22 protein-coding genes are annotated in these 23,334 nt (G+C 69.1%); 16 read left to right on the top strand and 6 right to left on the bottom strand.

Translation table 11 applies throughout. The annotated features are described in order from the left end of the window. Nucleotides 1-4: 4 nt before the first annotated feature. Together ACLBYD_RS04300 and ACLBYD_RS04295 are read right to left on the bottom strand one after the other, a co-directional pair. Nucleotides 5-919, bottom strand: a complete 915-nt coding sequence (locus ACLBYD_RS04300) for a hypothetical protein (protein WP_447815525.1) — start codon at nt 917-919, stop codon at nt 5-7. Between the two features lie 81 nt (nt 920-1,000). Next, nucleotides 1,001-1,267, bottom strand: a complete 267-nt coding sequence (locus ACLBYD_RS04295) for a helix-turn-helix domain-containing protein (RefSeq protein WP_258260571.1) — start codon at nt 1,265-1,267, stop codon at nt 1,001-1,003. A gap of 92 nt (nt 1,268-1,359) precedes the next feature. Here ACLBYD_RS04295 and map point away from each other — a divergent pair, with 92 nt between their 5' ends. The 4 genes from map (at nt 1,360) to ACLBYD_RS04275 (ending at nt 4,436) form a co-directional block, all read left to right on the top strand. Further along, nucleotides 1,360-2,139 carry a type I methionyl aminopeptidase gene (gene map, locus ACLBYD_RS04290; RefSeq protein WP_447815524.1) on the top strand — a complete coding sequence of 260 codons (780 nt, stop codon included), beginning with the start codon at nt 1,360-1,362 and terminating at the stop codon, nt 2,137-2,139. A 115-nt stretch (nt 2,140-2,254) separates the two neighbouring features. Then, nucleotides 2,255-2,551: an FmdB family zinc ribbon protein gene (locus ACLBYD_RS04285; protein WP_447815523.1), complete on the top strand. Its 297-nt coding sequence runs from the start codon at nt 2,255-2,257 to the stop codon at nt 2,549-2,551. Nucleotides 2,552-2,607: 56 nt separating this feature from the next. Next, complete coding sequence (fmdA, locus tag ACLBYD_RS04280; RefSeq protein WP_447815522.1) at nt 2,608-3,861, top strand: formamidase; 1,254 nt, start codon at nt 2,608-2,610, stop codon at nt 3,859-3,861. Nucleotides 3,862-3,947: 86 nt separating this feature from the next. Continuing rightward, entirely contained in the window at nt 3,948-4,436 is a 489-nt protein-coding gene (locus ACLBYD_RS04275; protein ID WP_447815521.1) for an FBP domain-containing protein, read from the top strand. Between the two features lie 18 nt (nt 4,437-4,454). Here ACLBYD_RS04275 and ACLBYD_RS04270 read toward each other — a convergent pair whose 3' ends face one another. Further along, nucleotides 4,455-5,039, bottom strand: a complete 585-nt coding sequence (locus ACLBYD_RS04270; protein WP_200359644.1) for a helix-turn-helix domain-containing protein — start codon at nt 5,037-5,039, stop codon at nt 4,455-4,457. Nucleotides 5,040-5,087: 48 nt separating this feature from the next. Between ACLBYD_RS04270 and ACLBYD_RS04265 the strand changes: the two genes are divergently transcribed. From ACLBYD_RS04265 to ACLBYD_RS04255, 3 genes are read left to right on the top strand one after another with little or no spacing between them, the layout of a single operon-like run. Beyond that, nucleotides 5,088-5,933 (top strand): class I SAM-dependent methyltransferase, encoded by an 846-nt coding sequence (locus ACLBYD_RS04265; protein WP_447815520.1) that lies wholly within the window; start codon nt 5,088-5,090, stop codon nt 5,931-5,933. Further along, on the top strand, nt 5,930-6,904 hold the full coding sequence (locus ACLBYD_RS04260) for an NAD(P)/FAD-dependent oxidoreductase (RefSeq protein ID WP_447815519.1): 975 nt from the start codon (nt 5,930-5,932) through the stop codon (nt 6,902-6,904). The genes ACLBYD_RS04265 and ACLBYD_RS04260 overlap by 4 nt, the downstream gene beginning before the upstream one ends. Nucleotides 6,905-6,913: 9 nt before the next feature. Continuing rightward, nucleotides 6,914-7,111: a helix-hairpin-helix domain-containing protein gene (locus ACLBYD_RS04255; protein ID WP_447815518.1), complete on the top strand. Its 198-nt coding sequence runs from the start codon at nt 6,914-6,916 to the stop codon at nt 7,109-7,111. 58 nt (nt 7,112-7,169) lie between these two features. Here ACLBYD_RS04255 and ACLBYD_RS04250 read toward each other — a convergent pair whose 3' ends face one another. After that, nucleotides 7,170-8,627 (bottom strand): benzaldehyde dehydrogenase, encoded by a 1,458-nt coding sequence (locus tag ACLBYD_RS04250; RefSeq protein ID WP_447815517.1) that lies wholly within the window; start codon nt 8,625-8,627, stop codon nt 7,170-7,172. A 197-nt stretch (nt 8,628-8,824) separates the two neighbouring features. Here ACLBYD_RS04250 and ACLBYD_RS04245 point away from each other — a divergent pair, with 197 nt between their 5' ends. Continuing rightward, nucleotides 8,825-10,528 (top strand): cation:proton antiporter, encoded by a 1,704-nt coding sequence (locus tag ACLBYD_RS04245; RefSeq protein WP_447815516.1) that lies wholly within the window; start codon nt 8,825-8,827, stop codon nt 10,526-10,528. A 121-nt stretch (nt 10,529-10,649) separates the two neighbouring features. Further along, nucleotides 10,650-11,672, top strand: coding sequence for an alpha/beta hydrolase (locus ACLBYD_RS04240; RefSeq protein WP_447815515.1), 1,023 nt, complete (start codon nt 10,650-10,652; stop codon nt 11,670-11,672). On the opposite strand, the gene ACLBYD_RS04235 is transcribed toward ACLBYD_RS04240, so the two are convergent. Together ACLBYD_RS04235 and ACLBYD_RS04230 are read right to left on the bottom strand one after the other, a co-directional pair. After that, nucleotides 11,662-12,375: a type 1 glutamine amidotransferase domain-containing protein gene (locus ACLBYD_RS04235; protein ID WP_447815514.1), complete on the bottom strand. Its 714-nt coding sequence runs from the start codon at nt 12,373-12,375 to the stop codon at nt 11,662-11,664. The genes ACLBYD_RS04240 and ACLBYD_RS04235 overlap by 11 nt on opposite strands. Nucleotides 12,376-12,585: 210 nt before the next feature. Beyond that, nucleotides 12,586-13,545: a ferritin-like domain-containing protein gene (locus tag ACLBYD_RS04230; RefSeq protein ID WP_447815513.1), complete on the bottom strand. Its 960-nt coding sequence runs from the start codon at nt 13,543-13,545 to the stop codon at nt 12,586-12,588. A 341-nt stretch (nt 13,546-13,886) separates the two neighbouring features. On the opposite strand from ACLBYD_RS04230, the gene ACLBYD_RS04225 reads away from it, so the two are divergent. From ACLBYD_RS04225 to ACLBYD_RS04195, 7 genes are all read left to right on the top strand, one after another. Next, on the top strand, nt 13,887-14,222 hold the full coding sequence (locus ACLBYD_RS04225) for a hypothetical protein (protein WP_447815512.1): 336 nt from the start codon (nt 13,887-13,889) through the stop codon (nt 14,220-14,222). Nucleotides 14,223-14,288: 66 nt separating this feature from the next. Continuing rightward, nucleotides 14,289-14,789 carry a DUF2505 domain-containing protein gene (locus ACLBYD_RS04220; protein WP_447815511.1) on the top strand — a complete coding sequence of 167 codons (501 nt, stop codon included), beginning with the start codon at nt 14,289-14,291 and terminating at the stop codon, nt 14,787-14,789. Between the two features lie 165 nt (nt 14,790-14,954). Beyond that, entirely contained in the window at nt 14,955-15,152 is a 198-nt protein-coding gene (locus tag ACLBYD_RS04215; RefSeq protein WP_026061505.1) for a hypothetical protein, read from the top strand. A 99-nt stretch (nt 15,153-15,251) separates the two neighbouring features. Further along, nucleotides 15,252-15,482 carry a S4 domain-containing protein gene (locus ACLBYD_RS04210; protein ID WP_447815510.1) on the top strand — a complete coding sequence of 77 codons (231 nt, stop codon included), beginning with the start codon at nt 15,252-15,254 and terminating at the stop codon, nt 15,480-15,482. Nucleotides 15,483-15,611: 129 nt separating this feature from the next. Further along, entirely contained in the window at nt 15,612-18,905 is a 3,294-nt protein-coding gene (gene recC, locus ACLBYD_RS04205) for an exodeoxyribonuclease V subunit gamma (RefSeq protein WP_447815509.1), read from the top strand. A 14-nt stretch (nt 18,906-18,919) separates the two neighbouring features. After that, nucleotides 18,920-22,252 carry a UvrD-helicase domain-containing protein gene (locus ACLBYD_RS04200; protein ID WP_447815508.1) on the top strand — a complete coding sequence of 1,111 codons (3,333 nt, stop codon included), beginning with the start codon at nt 18,920-18,922 and terminating at the stop codon, nt 22,250-22,252. 8 nt (nt 22,253-22,260) lie between these two features. After that, on the top strand, nt 22,261-23,334 hold a 1,074-nt coding region (locus ACLBYD_RS04195; RefSeq protein WP_447815507.1), incomplete at its 3' end, for an AAA family ATPase.

The following is a 23,334-nucleotide window of genomic DNA, read 5'->3' as shown; positions in this document are numbered from 1 at the left end:
CCGATCACCGCGACCAGTACTGCAGCATCGGCTCCTCGGCGAGCACCGTCGACCCCTCGGAGATGACGAGAGCACGCGACGAGATGCTGTACTGCACACCGGCGTTCGTGGCGGTGAAACCGTCGCCCGAGGGCACGGGATCGTCGATCTCGATCGCCGCCCCGTCGTTCGTACGGACGCCCTTGTAGTAGTACCGCCCGGCCCCGGTCTCGCACACCACGACGAGCGAGTCGGCCGTCTGCCCGATGGCGACAGCGGGATTCGTGTGGTTGCACCGCGCCTCGGGAATACCGACGAAACCCTGGGTGTCGGTGTCCTCTGAGGCCGACACGGGCGGTAGCGGACGTGCGGGTCCGGTCGCGGGTGCGGGATTGCCGGTCGCCGTGAGTTCGAGATCCTCGATCCGCAGCGCCACGTCGTCCGGAAGCACGGTGACGTAGCTGTTGCCCTGCACGATGCTGTTGGCCGTGATGCACTCGAAGTCGCCGGTCAGGCACGACAGCCGCTCCCAGTAGCCGCCGAGCGAATCCGTCGGGCGCAGCGCGTATTCGCCGGGCGCGATGTCCACTCCGACCTTCAGGGTGCCGTTGGTCGGGAAACCGCTCGCGGCGGCGGACCGGCTCGCCTGTGCTCGCGGGGCGGGCGGATCCGCTTCCGCTCGTGGGGCAGCAGACGGCGATGCGGTGACAGTCACGGTCGACGGGGACGGGCTCGCGGCGACGGCGCTCTCCGATCCCGGATCGGACGAGCGGGTCAGGACGACGACCAGCGCGGCGACCGCGGCGACGACGGCGACGAGCAGGGCGCCGCCCACGAGCCACGGCCACTTCGGTCGACGCGGCGGGGTCGGGGTGGGCCAGGGTGGCGGGGGAGCGCCGTAGCCGTAGCCGTATCCGTCCGGCGGAGGCTGCATCGACATCGGGGTCCCTTCGCTGTCGCGGTGGTGTGCCTCCTGATATCGCTGCCGATGTCTCCCGCTGTTACGTTCGGTGGGGTGGCGCTATCCGGTGCGTTGCAGGTCGGTGCAGGGAAGAGTCAGTTCGGCCAGATCGTCGAGGGAGACGGGCAGCACCCGTGCGAGGGCGGCGATCGTCGCGAAGGCCGGCGTCGCCAGTCGTCCGGTCTCGATCTTCCGAAGGGTCTCCGGCGAGATGTCGGCGGCCTGAGCCACCTCGGTGAGCGTCCTGCTGCCTCGGGCTTCGCGCAGCCGTCCACCCAGGCGTTTGCCGGCGGCCAGCTGTTCCGGGGTCAGGGGGAGTCGCACCATGACCCGCAGTCTAACCGTGGCGGTATGAAAATACCGATCGTCGCGTTAGGGTGGTATTTAAATACCGTTATGTGAGCCTGAGGAGTACCCCCGTGTTGGAACTGAAGACCCCCGGTGAGATCGCGGCAATGGACGTCACCGGCACGTTCATCGCCGAACTGCTCGACGACCTGACGGGCCGTGCTCGGCCCGGCGTGAACCTGCTCGATCTCGAACAGCGTGCACGGGACATGATCGAGGGACGCGGCGCGGTCTCGTGCTACTGGGATTACGCGCCGTCGTTCGGGAGCGGACCGTTCCGCAACGTCATCTGTCTCTCCGTCAACGACGCAGTGCTGCACGGACTCCCGCACGACGACGTGCTCCGGGACGGCGACCTGCTCAGCATGGACATCGCGGTCTCGATCGACGGCTGGGTCGCCGATTCGGCGCGCAGCATCATCGTCGGCGCGGAGCGTCCCGAGGACCGGCGTCTCGTCGAGGCGACCGAGGTGGCGCTGGCCGCGGGTATCGCCGTCGCGCTCTCCGGCAACCGCCTGGGCGACATCTCCGCGGCGATCGGCGCCGTCGCCGCCGAGTACGGCTATCCCGTCAACACCGAATTCGGTGGTCACGGTCTCGGTCGCACCATGCACGAGGATCCGCACGTGGCGAACGCCGGGCGTAAGGGGCGTGGGCTCGTGCTGCGCCCCGGCCTGACGCTCGCCCTCGAACCGTGGTTCGCGGCGGGGACGGACAAGATCGTCTACGACCCGGACGGCTGGACCATCCGCTCCGCCGACGGCTCGCGTACCGCGCACAGCGAACACACGATCGCGATCACCGAGGGTGAACCGCTGGTGCTGACAAAGCGAGAGCGTGTCACCGAGTAGAGATGTCACCGAATCGAGGTGTCACCGAACAGTTCCGGACAACAGGAACATTCGGAGTAGACGCGCGGGTTTCTGTTCGGTCCGTTATGGTCGGTGCACCGACGGGCGAAAGGCGATGCCGATGCCGCTGTACGAGTTCCGATGCGCCGACTGCGGGTCGTTCGACGTCTCCCTTCCGATGAGCGAGGTCTCCTCGTCGACCCCGTGCCCGCAGTGTGCGCAGCAGGCTCGTCGTTCGCTCACCGCGCCCCGTCTCGGCCGGGGCGGTTCGGCGGCGATGCGCCTGCACGACGCGACGGTGCGGACCGCGTCCGAACCCGACGTCGTCTCGGGCGCCCTGCCGGGTGCGTCAAGGCGTCCGTCGCGGCCGGTTTCCACCGATCCCCGGCACCGATCGTTACCCCGACCCTGACCGACTCCGTCCCCGAGCGTCACAGCCCCCGATCCGTCACCGCTGCAGGAGGTCCCGTGCCCGACGTCGTGTTCCCCCTCGATTCGACCCGCCGGTTCACCGATCAGGAGAAGATCGGCCACAACCGTTGGCACCCGGACATCCCGCCCGTCGCGATGCTGAAACCGGGGGATTCCTTCCGCGTGCACTGCCGCGAATGGTTCGACGGCGAGATCCACAACGACGACTCCGCCGACGACATCCGCAATGCCCCGCTGCACATCGTGCACGCGTTGTCGGGACCGTTCGCGGTGGAGGGTGCCAAGCCCGGCGACCTGCTGATCGTCGACATCCTCGACCTCGGCCCGATCCCGCAGGAGGACTCGGGTCCGCTCGCCGGGCAGGGGTGGGGCTACACGGGCATCTTCGCGAAGACGAACGGCGGGGGATTCCTCACCGACCAGTTCCCCGACGCCTACAAGGCGATCTGGGACTTCTCCGGGCAGAAGGCGACGAGCCGCCACGTGCCCCACGTGTCGTTCACCGGCATCGTGCATCCCGGCCTGATGGGGACGGCGCCGTCGCACGAACTGTTGTCGACGTGGAACACCCGGGAAGCTGCTTTGATCGCGACGGATCCCGACCGCGAGCCGGCGCTGGCGCTGCCGCCCGAGCCGAACGGCGCGATTCTCGGCAGCCTGTCGGGCGCCGATTTCGACCGGGTCGCGGCCGAAGCGGCGCGCACCGCTCCACCGCGGGAGAACGGCGGCAACCAGGACATCAAGAACCTCACGAAGGGAAGCCGGATCTTCTATCCGGTCTTCGTCGACGGCGCGAATCTGTCGGTCGGCGACCTGCACTTCTCGCAGGGTGACGGCGAGATCACCTTCTGCGGTGCCATCGAAATGGGCGGGTTCATCGACCTGCGCGTCGATCTGATCCCCGGCGGTATGGAGACCTATAGGGTGAGCGAGAACGCCATCTTCATGCCGGGCAACACCGACCCGCAGTACTCCGAGTGGCTCGCGTTCTCCGGCACGTCCGTGACGCTCGACGGCGAACAGCGGTATCTGGATTCGCAATTGGCGTACCAGCGGGCGTGTCTGCACGCCATCGACTATCTGACGAAATTCGGCTACAGCCCCGAGCAGGCGTATCTCCTGCTCGGGGCTGCACCCATCGAGGGACGCTTGTCGGGTGTCGTGGACATCCCGAATTCGTGTGCCACGGTGTATCTTCCGACGGCGATCTTCGACTTCCCGGTCGCGCCCACCGCATCCGGTCCGGTGACGATCGATCCGGGTATCGGAGCGCCGCGTTCGTCGGCGTGAGGGCCGCGAAAATCGTTTGCCCGGTGTGAGCGGTGCGCGTACCGTCCTCGGGTCGGTACATACGCGAACGAAAGGTGGTCCCGGCCATGGACCCGCTCACCGAACGGGACATTCGAACATCCTTCGTCAACTGCTCCAAGGGTGATGCGAAGCGGCTTCCGGTGCCGCGCGATCTCGACGACCGGCCGTGGGACGAACTCGACTTCCTCGGCTGGACCGATCCGTCGTTCCCCGGTCGCGGCTACATCGTCGTCCCCCGCGACGGCGAACTCGTGGGTGTCGCCATGCGGTTCGAACAGCAGGGCTCGGGCAAGACGCAGATGTGCACGATCTGCCTCACCACCCACACCCGGGGTGGCGTCGCTTTGATGACGGCGAACAAGGTCGGCGATGCGGGTCGAGCGGGCAACGCGGTCGGAACCTACATGTGCATCGACCTGCAGTGTTCGCTGTACGCGCGTGGCAAGAAGAAGCCCGCACTGGGCAGCCGATACCGCGAGGATCTCGAGCCGGAGGAGAAGGCCGAACGCGTCCGCGAGAATCTCGGGGCGTTCGTCGATCGCCTGTACGCCTGACGGGCGAACCCGGTCCTTTCAGTGCGATGCGGGGTTGCGCAGGTGCGCACGCTCCCCGTTCTGATCGAGGATCGTGAGGATCTCCACCGGTCCGTCGTGCGCGCTGATGGCGTGTGGCGTCATCGTCGAGAACTCGGCGGCGTTGCCCTCCTGGATGAGGATCGTCCGCTCGCCGAGTTGGAGCCGGGCGGTGCCGGTCAGGACGGTGAACCATTCGTGCCCCGGGTGCACGGGGAGTGTGTCGGCCGGCACCGGCTCCTGCTTCGTGATCCGCATCTTGGCGATGGTGACGCCGCCCAGTGATCGTTCCCGCGACAACAGCCAGGTCGTGTACCCCGGGGTGTCGCACGGCTGAGGCCTGATCACCACGTCCTGGTCCTCGCCGGATTCGACGAGCTGGTCGATCGTGGTGTCGAGTGCCCGCGCGATGGGGACGAGCTGGTCGAGTGCGATCCTGCGACGGCCCGTCTCGATGCGGCTCAGGTTCGACGGGCTGATGTGGCACCGGGCTGCGAGAGCGTCGAGGGTCCACCCCCGCGCGAGCCGCAGGCTGCGGATGCGCTGGCGGATGAGTTGGTCCAGATCGGACGATTCTTGCTCCATAGGCAAGAGTATATGCCGAAACTGGATGACGCGTCCTAACGTGGAGTCATGCACCACCACGCCCACCACGCACCGCACGACCACGCGCACGACGAGTCGATGGCCGAGGTGCTCGACCTCGACGCCGCGATGAACCGGCCCTACTTCGAGTCGTTGCTCGACCGGGTTGCCGGACAGCTCGAGCGCGAACTGCGCACCGTCGTCGACATCGGCGCCGGGACAGGAACAGGCACACTCGCCCTGGCGCGCCGGTTCCCCCACGCGCAACTCGTCGCTCTCGACCGGTCCGCCGGGATGCTCGAACGACTCCGGAAGACCGCCGAGCGAAACGGGTTCGGTGATCGGATCCGGACCGTCGAGGTCGACCTCGATGCAGGACTTCCGGCCGTCGGTGCGATCGACCTCGCCTGGGCGGCACTGTCCCTGCACCACATCGAGGATCCGGATGCGACGCTCCGGCAACTCGCCGAGGCGATGGCACCCGGGGGGACGGTGGTCGTCACCGAGATGGAGTCGCAGCCACGATTCCTGCCCGACGACATCGGTATCGGTACACCGGGACTCGAAGCGAGATGTCACGAGGCCGCGGCGTCCCGAGGGTGGAACAGGTGGCCCGACTGGAGCGACAACCTGCGTCGCGCCGGATTCGAGATGGTCGAGATGCGCCGCGACGAACTCGGTGCCGACGTCGACGACACCGCACGCCGATACGCCCACGCGGTGCTGAGCCGGATGCGGACCGGCCTCGACAACGCCGTGTCCGACGAGGATCTCGACACGCTCGATCGACTCGTCGGCGACGGTCCCGACTCGGTGCTGCACCGGGCAGATCTGGTGGTGCGTGGATCCCGAACCGTGTGGATCGCACAGGCAATCAAGGAGGAGAACCGATGAACACCCAGGAGAACCCCACGCAGGACGGTTACGACGTCGTCGTGATCGGCGGCGGCTCGGCCGGACTGAGTGCCGCCACCGCGCTGGCACGCTCGCGCCGCTCGGTGCTCGTCGTCGATGCCGGAGAACCGCGCAACGCCCCTGCCGCGGCCGCGCACAACGTGATCGGACACGAAGGCATCGCGCCGACCGAACTGCTGGCTCTCGGACGGAAGGAGGCCGCCGGATACGGCGCCGAGATCCTGTCCGCACGAGCAGAATCCGCTCGTCGCAGCGACACGGGATTCGAGATCGGTCTCTCCGGCGGCACCACCGTGCAGGCACGTCGACTGATCCTCGCGACGGGACTGGTCGACGAGCTGCCCGACCTGCCCGGAGTCCGCGAACTGTGGGGGAAGAGTGTCCTGCACTGCCCGTACTGCCACGGCTGGGAGGTTCGGGACCGGCGCGTCGGCGTGATCTCCTCGGGGCCGATGAGCGTGCACCAGACCCTGTTGTTCCGTCAGCTCAGCGACGACGTCACCTTCTTCACCCACTCGGCGCCCGCCCTGGAGAGCGAGGCCCGCGACCAGCTCGAGGCACGCGACGTGCGGATCGTCGACGGCACCGTCGCGGAACTGCGAGCGGACGGCGAGGAGGTCCGTGCCGTGGTGCTCGAGGACGGCACCGAGGTCGAGGTCGACGCCGTGGTGGTCGCACCGCGTTTCGTCGCCCGCGCCGACCTGTACGAGCAGCTCGGCGGAACGGTCACCGACCATCCCGTGGGGACCCTCATCGAGACCGATCCGACGGGGAAGACCGCTCTGCCCGGCGTGTGGGCGGCGGGCAACTCCGCCGATCTCTCCGCGGTGGTCGTGGTCGCTGCAGGCGCCGGCGTGATGACAGGGGCGGCCGTGAACGCCGACCTGATCACGGAGGAGACGGCCGCGGCGGTGGAGGAACGAGCCGCCCGCCAGGAAGCGCGGATCTAGCATCACACCATGACGACGCCCCCGGGTGACCTCCCCGCCATCGGAAGTCCCGCGACCCGCGCTCTGCTCGCCGAAGGAATCAGGACCCTCGACGACGTCGCGCGGCATTCGAGACGGGAACTCACGGCGTTGCACGGGGTGGGGCCGAAGGCGCTCCGCATCCTCGAGGAAGCACTCGCCGAACGCGGACTCACCTTCGCAGAATAGTCCTGTCAGGCTACGAGAACGGCCGGGCGAGCANCGCCCGGCCGATTCGCGGTCTGCGTCAGAACGGGTAGGGCGCGATGTCGGGACGCACCGTGACCCACTGGGTCTCGGTGAACGCCTCGATGTTCGCGGCCGGACCGCCGAAGCGGGAACCGGTACCGGATGCCCCGACCCCGCCGAAGGGAGCGTTGGCCTCGTCGGCGACGGTCATCTCGTTGATGTGGATCTTGCCCGAGTGGATCCGGTCGGCGATCTTCATCGCTTGTCCCACGTCGCCGACGATGCTCACCGACAGGCCGTACTCGGACGCATTGGCCAGTTCGACGGCCTCGTCCGGGTCGGAGAACTTCAGCACCGGCGCGACGGGCCCGAAGATCTCCTGGCCCCAGGCGGGCATCTCCGTGGTCAGATCGGTCAGGACGGTGGGCCGGTAGAACAACGCCTCGTGCGTGCCGCCGGCAGCGAGAGTGCCGCCCGCGGCGACGGTGTCCTGCACGATCGTGTCGATGTTCGCCAGTTGACGCTCGTCGATGATCGGGCCCAGGTGCACCGGGCCGCCTGCGGGATCGCCGACGACGAGCGCATCCGCCTTCGCGGCGAGGGCGCGCACGTAGTCGTCGTAGACGGACTCGTGCACCAGGTGCCGGCCGGTGGTCATGCAGATCTGGCCCTGGTGGAAGAACGATCCCATCGCTCCGACACCGGCAGCGAGATCGACGTCGGCGCCGGGGAGCACGATCATCGCGTTGTTGCCGCCGAGTTCGAGGTGGGTGCGCTTGAGATGTTCCGCGCCGGCCTTGCCGACGTGGCGTCCGGCGGCGGTGGATCCGGTGAACGAGACCACCCGCACCTCGGGAGCGTCGACGGTCGCGGCGCCGACGTCACCACCACCGGGCAGCACCTGCAGCACACCGGCGGGTAGTCCGGCCTCCTCGAAGATCCGGGCCACGGCGACACCACCGATAACGGTGGTCCGCGGATCCGGCTTGAGCAGCACCGCATTGCCGAGGGCGAGAGCCGGGGCGACCGAGCGCATCGCGAGCAGCAACGGGAAGTTGAACGGCGCGATCACCGAGACGACGCCGGCGGGCAGGCGGCGCGCGATGGACCAGTGACCGTTGTCCGACGGCAGGTACTCACCGTGCGGATGGGTGGGCAGCGCCGACGCCTCGAAGCACTCGGTGGCGGAACCGAACACCTCCATGGCGGCCTTGTCCGGAATGGACCCGGCCTCGCGGAGTCCCCAGCCGATGAGTTCGTCGGCGTGCTCACGGAACTTCTCGCCGGCGCGACGGAGGATCTCCGCACGCTCGGACGGCGCCGTGGCGGCCCAGGACTTCTGCGCGGCGGCGGCAGCGCGGGCGGCGGCGTAGACGTCATCGGGGTCGGCCAGGCCGATCTCGGCGATCTGTTCCCCGGTCGAGGGGTTGGTGACCTTCGTGGTGCCGCCGTTGCCGGGGCGCCAGCCGTCGAGATGGATCTTTCCCGTCCACAGGGCTTCGTCGAGCAAGGCCATAGGGTTCTCCTCAGCGTGGTCGTCGCCGTCCCGCGCGCGTGGGACACCGATGTGTTCCACGAGTGTGGGAGCGATGACGGCTCGTAGAATCGACTCTTCTCATTCAACGAGAAAGCCCGCGATATCCGTCTGCGCACGACGAACGCCACGTGCAGCGCTCCGCGGCCGAGGGGTCATGAGCGAGCACAATGATCCGAATGGATCTGGCTCTCATGGCAGTGGTCGGCATCGCCGGCATCGTGAGCATCGCGGCGTTCTCGCAACGTCTCGGAGTAGCGGCGCCGCTCGGTCTGGTGGTGGTCGGGGCGGTGCTGAGCTTCGTCCCGGGCGTCCCCGATGTGGAGATCGAGCCGGAATTCGTTCTGGCCGTCATCCTTCCACCCCTGCTGTACTCGGCCGCGCTGAGCATGCCGGCCCAGGACTTCCGCCGGAACTTCAAGGCCATCAGCGGACTCGCGGTCCTTCTCGTCGTCGTGACCACTGCGGGTGCAGGAGCGCTGTTCCACCTGCTCATCCCGGATCTCGGGTGGGCCGCGTGTTTCGCGCTCGGCGCGGTCGTCAGCCCGACCGATGCCGTCGCGGCCACCTCGGTGGGCCGCCGGCTCGGTCTGCCGTCACGTCTGCTGACCGTGCTCGAGGGAGAAGGGCTCGTCAACGACGCGTCGGCGCTGGTCCTGCTGCGCTCGGCGATCGCCGCGATGGCGGGAGCGGTCTCGCTGTGGCAGGTCGCCGGGGACTTCTTCTACTCGGTCGTGGTCGCCACCGTCATCGGCATCGTCGTCGGGATCGCCAACGTCCGCATCCGAGGTCTGTTCCAGGACGCAGTGTTCAACACCGCCGCCTCGTTCATCCTGCCGTTCGTCGCCTTCGTACCCGCGGAGGAACTCGGTGCCTCGGGTGTGCTGGCAGTGGTCGTCGCCGGGGTCGTCACGGGACATCTCGGCCCGAAATACCTGCGCGCCGCGGACCGCGTCACGGAGGAGATCAACTGGCGGACCGTCGCCTTCCTGCTCGAATCGGCGATCTTCCTGCTCATGGGTCTGAGTCTCGAACATCTCCTCGACGAGGTCGACGAGGCGAGACTGTCGACCACGGAGGGGCTGCTCATCGGCCTCGTCGCCAGCGCGTTCGTCATCGCGGTGCGCATGCTCTTCGTCGTCCCGCTCGTCGCCGTCCTCAAACGGGACGAGCGGAAGGCGGCGGAGGCGCTCCCGGTGCTCGAACAGCGCCGCGAGAAGCTCGCGCAGCGCTTCGCCGACGCCGACGTTCCTTCCCGCCGGAGGGCATACATCGGACGGCGGTTCGACCGTGCCACCGCCGACGCAGACTTCCTCGTCACGGAGAAACTGGGGTGGCGTGGCGGGGTGGTGCTCGCATGGTCCGGTATGCGCGGGGCCATCACACTGGCAGCGGCCCAGTCGCTCCCCAGCGACACGCCCTTCCGAGCCGAACTGATCCTCATTGCCTTCGTCGTCGCCATGACCACACTGCTGCTGCAGGGTCTGACACTGCCGGCGGTGATCCGGCTCGTGAAGATCCCGGCCGACGACCAGGAGCGCCTCCGGACCGAATACGGCACGCTGCTCGCCGAGCTGGCCGACGCGGGGGAGAAGGAGCTCACCGGGTCGTCGTCCGGAGTCGATCCGCAGACCGTGGAGCGGGTCCGGGCGGACAGCCTGATCGGCGTGCGGGACGAACGCGGCGCGTCGTCGCCGGATCCCGACCACGACGAACGGCGCGAGCAGTACATCCGGCTGCGGCTGCTCACCATCGCGGCCGAACGCGGGGCCCTGCTCGAGGCCCGGGCGCGCGGTACCTACAGTTCGCAGACGCTCGGTGCGGCCCAGCGCCGCCTCGACCTCGAGGAGACCCGATTGCAGGCGCTGAGCGAACAACCCTGACGGTCGTCTCGCGGCGCGGACGCCCCGCCGCGCCCGAGAACCCGCATCCCGCCGCACTGTTTGACATGATCGTTCGGTCCGGATCCGCCCGGGCGCGTCGTGACCCGGGTAGGAGTGACAGGTGTCGGAGGGCAGTACGGACAGAGCGCCGCGTCGGCGCGTCGGTCGATGGATCCTGATCGTCTTCGTCGTGGTGCTCGTCGTCGTGGCAGCGGCGTTCGTCCTCACCCCCGTGCCGGGATCACTGGTGGTGCGGAAGGTGTTCGAACGCGACGCGCGGGAGCAGACCGCAAAGCTCGCGGTGGACGCTCCGGAGACGGACTTCGTCGCCGACCTCCACTACCGGAAGGACGACCCGGACGCCTATCTCGACGTGTACACACCGCCGGGGACCACCGAGGCGCTGCCGACGATCGTGTGGACGCACGGCGGCGCGTGGCTGTCGGGCAACCGCGCCAACTACGCGGGCTACCACCGGCGTCTCGCGGCTGCCGGATTCACCGTGGTGTCGGTCGGCTACTCGCTCGCACCGGGCCACCGCTATCCGACCCCGGTGCGGCAACTCGTCGATGCGCAGCGCTACCTGCTCGAGCACGCCGACGAACTGCACATCGACACCGACCGGATCGTGCTCGCCGGTGATTCGGCGGGGGCGCAACTGTCCGCGCAGATCGCCGCCGCGATCACCGATCCCGACTACGCCGCGACCCTCGGCGTCGATCCGGCCTTCACTCCGGAGAACGTTCGCGGTGTCGTACTCAACTGCGGCATCTACGACGTGTCCGCGATCGGTGGGAGCGGCGGGCTGATCGGATGGGGCGTGGAGCAGGCGATGTGGGCCTACACCGGCGCCCGGGAGTTCGCCACTTCGGATGCGGCGGGCCAGATGTCGGTGTTGAACGCGGTCACCGAGAACTTCCCGGCCACCTACATCTCCGGTGGCAACGCCGATCCGCTCACCGCCACCCAGTCCGAGAGGCTCGCGCAGCGGCTCACCGGACTGGGTGTGCAGGTGGATGCGTTGTTCTATCCGGACGACCACACACCGGAACTGGCACACGAGTACCAGTTCGATCTGTCGACACCGGATGCGCATGCCGCGCTCGAGCGGACGATCGATTTCGTCCGCAAGGTCACGACGTAGCGCGCGCGGGGATCTCGGCGACGACGCGTTCGGCGAGCGGCCGCGAGGAGGCCGGGTTCTGGCCCGTGTACAGGACGCGGTCGACCACCACGTGCGGCTGCCAGGCGTCCGTGGACGAGAAGACCGCGCCCGCCTCCTGGAGTCGGTCCTGCAGCAGCCAGGGTGCCTTGTCGGCCAGTCCTGCCTGGACCTCCTCGACGTTCGTGAACGCCGTCAGGCTGTAACCCTCGAACAGCCAACGGCCGCCGGACTCGTGGGCGGTGAGCAGGGCCGCCGGGGCGTGGCACACCATCGCGACGACCTTGTCGGCCTCGACGAAGTGCCGGACGAGTTCACCGAACCGCTCGTCGACGGCGAGGTCCTCCATCGGGCCGTGGCCACCGGGCACGAACAGCAGGTCGAAGTCCTCTGCCCGCTGGTCCTCGAGCACCGCCGCACCGGCGAGCACCGGCTGCAGCTTCTCGAGCGACGACTTCAACTCGGCCACGCGGTCCTCGCCGCCCGCAGCGTCGGGTTCGAGGCTGGCCTGGTCGACGACGGGCGTGCGGCCGCCTGGGGTCGCGACGGTGATGTCGTAGCCGGCCTCGTCGAAGACGGTGTACGGCTCGACGAGCTCCTCCGCCCAGAAGCCCGTGGGATGGCGGGTGCCGTCCTGCAACGTCCAATGATCGGCGGAGCTGACGACGAACAGGATGCGGGTCATGATATGTCCTTTCGAATGAACGTAGAGGTCGCGTACCCGCTGTGAGCGGGACCGACACGGGGCGGTGACGATCGTCGCCGGGTCCGCGACAGTGACGATCGTCGCCGGGTCCGCGACAGTGACGACGATCGCCGGGTCCGCGACAGTGACGACGATCGCCGGGCCCCGAGGGACCCGGCGATCGTGTGATGTGACTGGGGGTGCGGCGGATCAGACGCCGACCACCTCCTGCGCGATGGCGGCCAGACGAGTCTGGGCCGCGGAGATCACGCCGTGTCGTGCCTTGTGCGCTTCCTCGTAGGCGACGATCGCCCGGATGTCCGCGGGTTCGGTCAGTTCCTTGACCGCCGCCACGGCCTTCGGGACGGTGAGATCGTCGTAGTTCCGGATCGGCAGCTCCTCCTCGGTGAGGACACCCGAGGCGCTGCGTGCCTTGTGCAGAGCGTCGGCGGTGCCGTCGGCACCTTCACGACGGCTCACGCGTTCGGCCGTCTCGAGAGCCGCATCGCGCGAGGCACCGATGGTCTTGGCTGCGACGTCACCGGCGTGCGCGCCGCGCGAGAGCAGCGACTCGATGCGGGGACGCGTCGAGCGGGCGACATCGATCGCTCGATCGATGCTGCGCGCCGACCAGGTGACCGGCGTGTTGACCAGGCGCACCGCTGCGCCGGCCGCGGCCTGCAGGGGAGTGCGACGCAGAGCGGCAGGACCGCCGAGCGCCTCCTCCGCGATGACGGTGGTGAGCCACTCGACCGTCGCCGTGTGGGCCGTGATCAGACGGTCCGTCAGCGACACGATCGACTTGTGTCCGCCCGCGGTGGCCAGTGCCTTCACGTAGCGGGCACGGTCGAGGAGCTGATGTTCGAGGGCGAGGTCCGACAGCAGTGCTTCGTCGAACGGCTGCGCCTGCTCTGTGAGGGTCTTCACCATGATGGCGGCGCGGCCGATGAACGGCCCGACCACATCGGGAAGTCCGCCCAGATCGCGGATCGCCTCTTCGATCGCCACCGCACGGATGCGGCAGTTCTCGGCGTTCTCGGTCAGCTCCTTGCGTACCGCTTCGGTTCGGGCCTGCGCGACACGCGTTTCGGCCACCTGGGTCTCTGCATGGGTCAGTTCGTGGAGAGTGCGCAACTGGGTGAGCAACGCGGGAGTTCGGTTCTCGGTCATCGTGCGTTCGCCTCCTTCGCACTGGAAGAGTCGGTGATCTACCGACGAATTCACATCCATCGAGAAATGACGTGACAACTGTCGGCTACCCGACCCCCGGAACTGCTAACGTCTATGTGATCCATAACACACCCCCTGGTCGGGTTCGTTGCTGCAGTGACCACTCGGCGCACGCGAGTCACACGGGTCTCGGTTTGAGCCGGTTACTCGCGGGGAAACTTCGGAGCACACCTTGACGTGAGAGATCGAGGCCGGGACGAGACGCGGTCCGCCTGACTCTTCAGGTGATCGGCGACCGTGAGACGGCCGCAAGCAGCACAAAGGAAAGCGGGGACGACACGATGACCACGGCAGCACCCGTCATGCCCACGGACGTGATCACCGCTCCGGCGACGGTTGCCCCGTCGCAGTCGGCCGACATTCCGGCGCAGACGATCGACGCGCGGTCCGTCGAGGCCCCGCCGTCGGCCGCCGTGGCGTCGAGGGAGGTGGACCCTCCGGTGACGGAGGAGATGCCGGCTCTGCTCGAGCATCCGATCGCGGGCATGCTGATGTTCGTCGTCCTCGCCGTCTGCGGATTCGCAGCCGCCGCGGTGGTCGCAGGATCCGTGGCGGCCGGGCTCGCTCTGGTGGGTGTCGTCGGAGGAGCGGCGGCGACTCTCGTCGCTGTTCTCTGACGTAGCAGAACGACACCGGTAGGCCCGTTTCGTCCAGATCCGAGCGGAAGGATATCGTCTCCGGTCATGTCCAAGGAATTCGTTTTCACGTCCACGCTCGACCACAGCGTCGAACGCGTCCACGGCGCTTTGACCAGCGAAGACTTCTGGAACAGCCGACTGGCTGCGAGCCGGACCGGCGTGGGGCAGCTCGAGGTCGGCTCCGGCCCCGGAACCTTCCGCGCGAAGGTCTCCGACCAGATCGACACCTCTGCTCTGCCCGCGGTCGTCCGGGGCGTGGTGCGAGGACCTCTGATCATCGAGCGCACCGACGAGTGGGGCGGGCTCGAGGGCGGTACGGCGCAGGGAACCCTCGCCGGCAGCACGTCGGGGCTGCCGATCACGATCGCGGCCCGTTCGGAGCTTCGTGGCAACGCGGACGGCGGTACCGAGATCGAGGTGCGTGGCGAGGCCACCGTCAAGGTCCCCGTCGTCGGTGGGCAGATCGAGGGCCTGATCGTCCAGCTCGTCGAGAACATCGTCCAGAACGATCGGACCGACATCGACAAGTGGCTCACGGAGAACTGATTCGCGGGGGCGCCCGATCGATCGGCTTCCGATCGACGGATCATCTGTTCCGATGCCGCCGTTCCTCTTCCGAGGTACGGCGGCATCGTCGTTCCCGCCGGATTCGTCGGCGACACACCGGGGCAGGTCGTTGAAGAGGGGTGTGACCCAGGCCACCATCGGATCATGTCGATGCCGTGGGACGAGGACGGCGGCTACGCGTGGGAACGCCGCGAGGCCGGATACACCTGGGAGCAGATCGGCAGCGAACTCGGTTGCCCTGCCCATGTCGCACAGAATCTGGGGGAGCGCTACCACGCGGATATCACCGCCGAGATGACGAGGAACCAGTTGTCGTTGTTCGACATCTCGACCGAGACCTGAATCCCGGCCGCCGGTGTTCGCCGTGTGTTCATCGGATGTGCACCCGCACGGACCCCGTGCGAAGAGGCATCGTCGCCTCCGGAGGGGACCGTAGGTGTCATGGAGGCACTCGTGCGCGACTCCCTGTTCGGTTTCCTCCAGGAGAGCGGACTGGCCGGCTCGGGCGGTGAAGCGGCGGCGCTGCTCATGGAAGGTCTCGTCCGCGTCAATCATCGCCGGGTCCGCAGTCCCCGTACTCCACTTCGTGCCGGGGACGTCGTCTCGATCGCGGGTACGCGATCGATGGCGGTCTTCGGCGTCTCTCCCGGCGGGGTTCGTCCCGTCCTGTAGCTCGTCCGTCGCACGGAGCGCCCGCAACCTGCGGCACGGAGCACTCGCGACCTGCGACGCAGTCGCCTGTCCGGGCGGTGTGATAAGCCGTACCGGACGGGAACGAGCGACGACGAGGGAGAGCGACGCGTGCTGATACTGCACCGTGCCGAGCGCACCGGCATCCTGGCGGATGCGCTGGCCGAGGTGCTTGCGAAACCCCTCGACGATCCGTTCGCGCGGGAGGTCGTCGCGGTACCTGCGCGCGGTGTCGAAAGATGGCTCACCCAGCGCTTGTCGGGCCTGCTCGGTTCGTCCGCCGGCGACGGGGTGGCCGCCAACATCGACTTCCCGTCCCCGTCCCGCCTCGTCGACGAAGCGCTCGCCGCAGCCTCCGGCATCACCGCCGACGACGATCCGTGGCATCCCTCCCGCATGCTGTGGTCGCTGCTCGGGGTGATCGACGAGTGCGTCGGCGAACCGTGGTGCGCCACCCTCGCGAGGCACCTCGGTCACGGCGCCGACGACCACCGGGCCGGGCGCCGGTACGCCACCGCAGCGCATCTCGCCGGCCTGCTCCGCAGTTACGGACTCCAGCGCCCCGGGATGATCGCCCAGTGGGCGGCGGGGCACGACACCGACGGCACGGGCGCGCCCCTCGACGACCATCTGCGATGGCAGGCCGAGTTGTGGCGGCGCCTGCGCGCCCGCATCGGCGTCGACAGCCCGTCGCAGCGACTCGACGAACTGTGCGGCCGGCTGCGGGACGACCCCGACGTCGTCGACCTGCCCGAACGACTCTCGATCTTCGGTCCCACCCGCCTCGACACCGTCCTCGTCGAGGTGCTGTCCGCGCTCGGGCACCACCGCGACGTGCACATCTGGCTTCCGCACCCGAGCCCGGTGATGTGGGACGGACTGATCCGGCGCCCGGCGTCGATGCGTCGCGCCGACGACCACAGCGCTCTCGGGGTGCAGCACCCGTTGCTCGCCGCGCTCGGCCGCGACGTGCGCGAACTCCAGAGCCGGCTCTCCGGCCTCGACTGCACCGACGTTCCTCACACCTCATCCCGGCCACCGGCGACGCTCCTCGGCCGGTTGCAGGCCGATCTCCGCGACGATCGCGCCCCCGAACCCGGATCGGCAGAGCCCGACGGGACCGTGATGATCCACGCCTGTCACGGCCCCACCCGGCAGGTCGAGGTGCTCCGCGAGTGCCTGCTGCATCTGTTCCGCGACGACCCCACTCTCGAGCCGCGCGACGTCATCGTCATGTGCCCCGACGTCGAGACGTACGCGCCGCTCGTCCACGCCGCCTTCGGTGCCGGGGTCGGCGAGCATCCCGGCCACACGCTGCGGGTCCGTCTCGCCGATCGCGGCCTGCGCCGCACCGATCCGATCCTTGCGGTGGTGTCCGAACTGCTCGCGCTCGCCGACGGCCGGGTCACCGCCAGCGAGGTCCTCGATCTCGCCGCCTCCGCCCCGGTGCGCCGCAAGTTCGGATTCGACGACGACGAACTCGAACGTCTGCAGGAGTGGACCACCGAGACCGGTGCCCGTTGGGGTCTCGGCCCGTGGCAACGCAAGAGTTTCGGTCTCGGCGACTTCATGCAGAACACCTTCGGGGCGGCGCTAGACCGCATCCTGCTCGGTGTCGCCGCCGACGGAGCGGACGGGGAGTGGCTGTCACTGTCGCTGCCCCTCGACGACGTCGACAGCAACGACATCGACCTCGCCGGGCGGTTCGCCGAGTTCATCGACCGGCTGACGGTGGTGCTGCTCCGGCTGCGCGGCCCGCACCCGGCGGGGCGGTGGTCGGACGAACTCGGTTACGGCATCGATCTGCTCACCGACGTTCCCACCGCCGACGCATGGCAGCTCACCCGCGCGCGGCGCGAGATCGGCGACGCCGTCGAGCACGCCGGCGACACGCAGTTGTCCCTGAGCGACGTCCGGTCCATGCTCTCCTCCCGGCTCGCCGGGCGTCCGTCGCGCTCGAACTTCCGGACCGGCGAACTGACCGTGTGCACGATGGTGCCGATGCGCTCGGTGCCCCATCGCGTGGTGGTTCTCCTCGGTCTCGACGACGACGTCTTCCCCCGCACGGCCCACATCGACGGCGACGATGTCCTGACCCAGAATCCCTGTGTGGGAGAGCGTGATCCGCGCAGCGAGGACCGGCAGCTGCTGCTCGACGCGCTGATGGCCTCGGAGGAGCGTGTGCTGTTGTTCCACACCGGCGCCGACGCCGTCACCGGAGCACTGCGCCCACCGGCGATTCCGCTCACCGAGGTGCGCGACGTGGTGTCGACGATGACGGGCGTCGACGTCGACGACGAGCGCATCGTGCGGCGACATCCCCTGCAGCCCTTCGATCCGCGCAACTTCCGGGCCGACGACCCGTTCGGGTTCGGTGTCACCGCACTCGCGGGAGCCCGTGCCGGACAAGGAGGTTCGGTGGCGCGCGACCGGTCGGGTGCGCTCCTCGTCGACGACCTTCCGGCCCCGGCACGCACCGATGTCGATCTCGACGAACTCGTTTCCTTCCTGACACATCCGACGCAGGGATTCCTCCGGCAGCGACTCGGTCTGCGGATCCCCGACACCGACGAGGGCATCGCCGACGCACTCGACGTCGAACTCGACGGTCTCGCCCAGTGGCAACTGGGCGACCGCATGCTCGAAGCGCGATTGGCGGGCATGTCCGCGGGTGCCTTCCAGGACGCGGAATGGCGTCGCGGCACGCTCCCGCCGTTCGCGCTCGGCCGCAGGACCCTCGACGCGGTGAGCGACAACGTCGAACGCCTCGTGCACGCCTGCGCCGGTGTGCACACCGGGCAGGCCCGCACCGTCGACATCCGCTTCGATCTCGGCGACGGCCGTCGGCTCACCGGCACCGTCGGAGGTGTACACGGCGAGGTACTGGCCCGCAGCACGTATTCCAAGCTGTCCCCGAAACACCGGCTGGAAGCATGGATCCGGTTGCTCGCCGTCGTCGCCTCGGGTCATCCCGGGCAGTGGCGTGCGGTGACCACCGGGCGCAGCCGTTCGCGCTCGTATCCGGCCTGGCGCTCGACCCTTCTGGCTCCCGCCGATCCCGTCGCGCTGCTCGCCGCACTCGTCGATCTGCGCGATCGTGGACTGTGCCGGCCGCTGCCGCTCGTGACGGGCGCGTCGGCCGAGTACGCCGATCGCCGCCACCGCGGTGATTCCGTGGAGATGGCACTGTCGGCCGCCGGGAAGGCGTTCGGTGGCGCGTTCGGCGACGGCAAGGACCGTCACGTGCAGTATCTGTACGGGCCCGACGTCACGTTCGGGCAGCTCACCGCCGACGCACCGGACGGTGTCGAGGCCGGCTGGTTCGACGACCCCACCCGTTTCGGTGTGCTCGCCCGACGGTTGTGGGAACCCCTGCTCGCCTCCGAGAACCAGGGACGCCCGTGAGAGAAGGACGCAGCGTGCCCGATACCGCCATCACCGATCCGCGCGCCGCAGGCGGTCCGCCGCCCGCAGGCTTCGATCTGCTCGGCCCGCTCCCGAGCGGCACCACCGTCCTCGAGGCCAGCGCGGGAACGGGGAAGACGTACGCGATCGTCGGGCTCGCCACCCGGTTCGTCGCCGAAGGGCACGCCCGCCTGTCGGATCTGCTGCTCGTCACCTTCAGCCGGGCTGCGACGCAGGAACTGCGCGAACGTACCCGGAACCGGTTCGCGCAGGTCGCCACCGCCCTCGCCGATCCCGAGAGTGCGCGGGCGAGCACCGACATGCTCGTCCGTCATCTCGCGAGCGAGGACGTCGACGCGCGGCGGGCCCGCCTGCGACAGGCGTTGTCCGACTTCGACTCCGGCACCATCTCCACCACGCACGGCTTCTGCCGCCGCATGCTCGACGAACTCGGCATCGCCGGTGAACGCGAACCCGACGTCACGGTCGTCGAGGACGTCGACGACCTGCGGGTGGAGGTCGTCGACGATCTCTACCTGCGGCGCTACGGCAGGGGACAGGCCCCCATCACCTACGCCGAGGCGGCCGTCGCCGCGAAGGAGGCGATCTTCGACCCGCAGGCCGAACTCGCACCGAACGACGCCGACGGCACCACGGCCGGTGAGCGTGTGGAATTCGCGCGTGCGGTCCGCGAGGAGGTCGAACGACGCAAGCGACGCCTCGGCCTGCGCGACTTCGACGACCAGTTGTCCCTGCTGCACGCGGTGCTCGGCGATCCGGAGCACGGCGACGCCGCCTGCCGGCGGATGCGTGCGCGTTTCTCCGTCGTCCTCGTCGACGAGTTCCAGGACACCGACCCCAAACAGTGGGAGATCCTGCGCCGGGCGTTCCACGGGCACAGCACGCTCGTGCTCGTCGGCGACCCGAAACAGGCGATCTACGCCTTCCGCGGCGCGGAGGTGCTCAGCTATCTCGACGCCGTCTCCGAATCCGACACCTACTGCGAGCTGACCACCAATTGGCGCAGCGACGGCGATCTCGTCCGGGCGCTCGAACACGTCCATCTCGGTGCGGCTCTCGGTGATCCCCGCATCGTGGTGAACCCGGTGAAGGCGGCAGCCGCCGATTCCCGGCTCTCGGGTATCGCGCCCCTGCGGGTGCGTCACCTGCCCCGCGCCGGCGCCGGTCCGCTCAACGACTGGGGTTTCCCGCAGAACCTCGACGGCCTACGTGGGCGGGTCGCTCGCGACGTGGCGGCCGACATCGTGCGCCTGCTCGACGACGAGAACGTCACCGTCGACCTCGGTTCCGGTCCCGAGCGTGTGCAACCCGGGCACATCGCGGTCCTCGTGCGCAAACACAAACAGGTGACGCTCGTCCACGACGCGCTGACGAAGGCGAACGTGCCGTGCGTGGTCGCCGGGGGCACGAGTGTGTTCGCCACACCGTCCGCACAGCACTGGCTGTGGGTTCTCTATGCGCTCGAGCAGCCCCATCGCGCCGATCGCGTCCGGCTCGCCGCGCTCACCCCGCTGCTCGGCCGCACGATGACCGACATCGATTCGGAGGGCGAAGCGCTGGTCGTGGAGGTCGGCGGACTGCTCCGCGAACTGAACGACGTCTACGCCCGCACCGGCTTCGCCGCCGTCTTCGAACGCCTCGCGTCCTTCGGTTCGGTCGAGGCCCGCCTCCTCGATCAGCCGTCCGGGGAACGCACCCTCACAGACATCCGGCACGTTGCACAGCTGCTCGAGGACGTCGCCTCGGCACAGTCGCTGGGGCTGGCCGCACTCACCCGCTGGCTCGAGGATCGCATCAACGACCCCGACCGAGGTGGAGCCGACCGGATCCGGCGCCTCGACAGCGACGCCGCGGCGGTCCAGATCCTCACCGTGCACGGCAGCAAGGGACTCGAATTCCCCGTCGTCCACGTCCCGTACGGGTGGGATGCCGCGAAGAACCCCGAGCCCGACAAGCTGCTGCTGCACGAGAACGGCCGACGCATCCTCGATGTGGGCGGCAAGAGCGGTCCCGGTTACGTCGCGCGGCGGCGTCAGCACGAACTCGAGGAGGCGGGGGAGGAACTGCGCCTGCTGTACGTGGCGGTGACGCGCGCGCAGTGTGCGCTCACCCTCTGGTGGGCGCCGTCCACCCCCACCTCGCGGTCCCCGCTGCACCGGTTGCTGTTCGCCCGCGATCCCGGTTCGGCAGAGGTCGCCGCGGAAGGCCGGATCGGTCACGACGAGGCCGTGGCCGAGGAATTCGACCGGTGGGCCGCGCGCGCCGACGGGGTCATCGCCGCCGAAGCGGTGGGGCCGCACCCGATTCCGGTGTTGCGCTGGACCCGCCCCCGCGTGGAGACCGGCCCACTCGCCGCCGCGCGCTTCGATCGGGTCGTCGACGAGAACTGGCGCAGGACCTCCTATTCGGCGCTCACCGCCTCGGTGCACGATGCGCCCGTGGTGAGCGGTGAGGTGGAGGAACCGGTGACGACCGACGAGCCTGCCGAGCCTCCGCTGAGCGCAACGGAACCGGCGCGCGAAGGCATTCCGTCACCGATGAACGGACTGCCCGGCGGCACGATCTTCGGCACGCTGGTGCACGCCGTCCTCGAGGTCGTCGACACCTCCGCCGCCGACCTCGAGGCCGAACTGCTCGACTGCTGCCGCGAGACGGTGCGACGCCAGATGTCGCCGATCGACCCCGCCCAGCTCGCGGCGGCGTTGCTCCCGGTGATGCGCACCCCGCTCGGGCCACTCGGCCGGACCCTCGCCGACTTCACACCGTCCGACCGGCTCTCCGAACTCGACTTCGAGTTGCCGCTCACCGGAGGCGACAGCCCGGTGCCCGTCACCGTCACCCTCGACGCGGTCGGTGGGTTGCTGCGCCGGCACCTGCCCGCCGACGATCCGATGGCGACCTACGCCGATCTGGTGCGCACCCTCGAGCCCGTGCCGCTGCGGGGTTACCTCAACGGCAGTATCGACGCCGTGCTGCGCACCGACGGTCCGCGATTCGTCGTCGTCGACTACAAGACCAACCGGCTCGCGCCCGTCGACGAACTGACCACCGCCCACTACACCCGCGAGTTGATGGCGGCGGAGATGCTCCGCGCGCACTATCCGATGCAGGCTCTGCTCTATTCCGTTGCCCTGCACCGTTATCTGCGGTGGCGGATGCGCGACTACGACCCGCACGTCCACCTCGGTGGTGTGCAGTACCTGTTCGTCCGCGGCATGGCCGGACCGGACAGTCCACCCGGCAGCGGCGTGTTCGACTGGCATCCGCCGGCCGATCTCGTCACCGACCTGTCCGACCTCCTCGCCGGAAAGGCCGTGATCTCGTGATCGAGTCCATGACCGACGTTCGGATCGCCCAGCGCGGCAAGGGCGCTCTGCGGCAGTTCAACGAGGTGGGCGCACTCTCCGCCGCCGACGTGCACGTCGCCCTGCGACTCGCGGCGCTCGGCGGCGAGGACGACCCGCACGTGCATCTCGCCACCGCGCTGGCAGTGCGCGCCGTGCGATCCGGATCGGTGTGCCTCGACCTCACCCGTTTCCGCGAGGTCACGGTCGAGGAGGACGCGGACGGCCATCCCGTCGTCGACCCCGCGAGCCTGCCGTGGCCTCGCGACGAGGACGTGCTCGCGGCGCTGCGTCGCAGCCCCCTCGTGATCGGTGGCGACCGCGGGCCTCTGCGTCCGCTGCGTCTCGTCGATACCGCGGAAGGCCCGCTGCTGTATCTCGACCGGTACTTCCGGCAGGAGCAGACGATCCGCCGGGTGCTCGCCGAGCGCACGGCGACGTTCCCCGACCTCGACGAGGAGCGCATCGCGGCGACGCTCGACGAGCTGTTCCACCATCCCGACGATCCCTCCCGGCCCGCGCCGGCACCCGATCGTCAGCGCGTCGCGGCGGCACTCGCCGCCACCCGACCGACCACGGTGATCGCGGGCGGGCCGGGCACCGGCAAGACCCACACCGTCGCGCGGATCCTCGCGCTGCTCACCCGTCTGTACGGGCACGAGCTGCGCATCGGCCTGGCTGCTCCCACCGGCAAGGCCGCCGCGCGCCTGCAGGAATCGGTGCGCGAGCAGGAGACCGAGCTGGGTCTGCCGCCGAATCTCACCGCCATGACCGTGCACCGGATGCTCGGCTGGCAGCGCGGCCGCACCCGCTTCCGCTACCACGCGGGCAACCACCTGCCGTACGACGTGATCGTCGTCGACGAGACGTCGATGGTGTCGCTGACGATGATGTGCCGCCTGCTCGAGGCGGTGCGGCCCGACACCCGGCTCGTCCTCGTGGGCGACCCCGACCAGCTCGCCTCCGTCGACGCCGGGGCGGTGCTGGCCGACCTCGTGGGGCGCCCGGTCAGCGGCACCCTCGATCCGGTCTTCGAACGGGTCGTCGCCCGCGATGTGGCGGCC

The organism is Rhodococcus sp. C26F (assembly GCF_053345925.1).
Note: the sequence above shows the minus strand (reverse complement) of the source record. Positions and strands in the feature narration are given on the sequence as shown.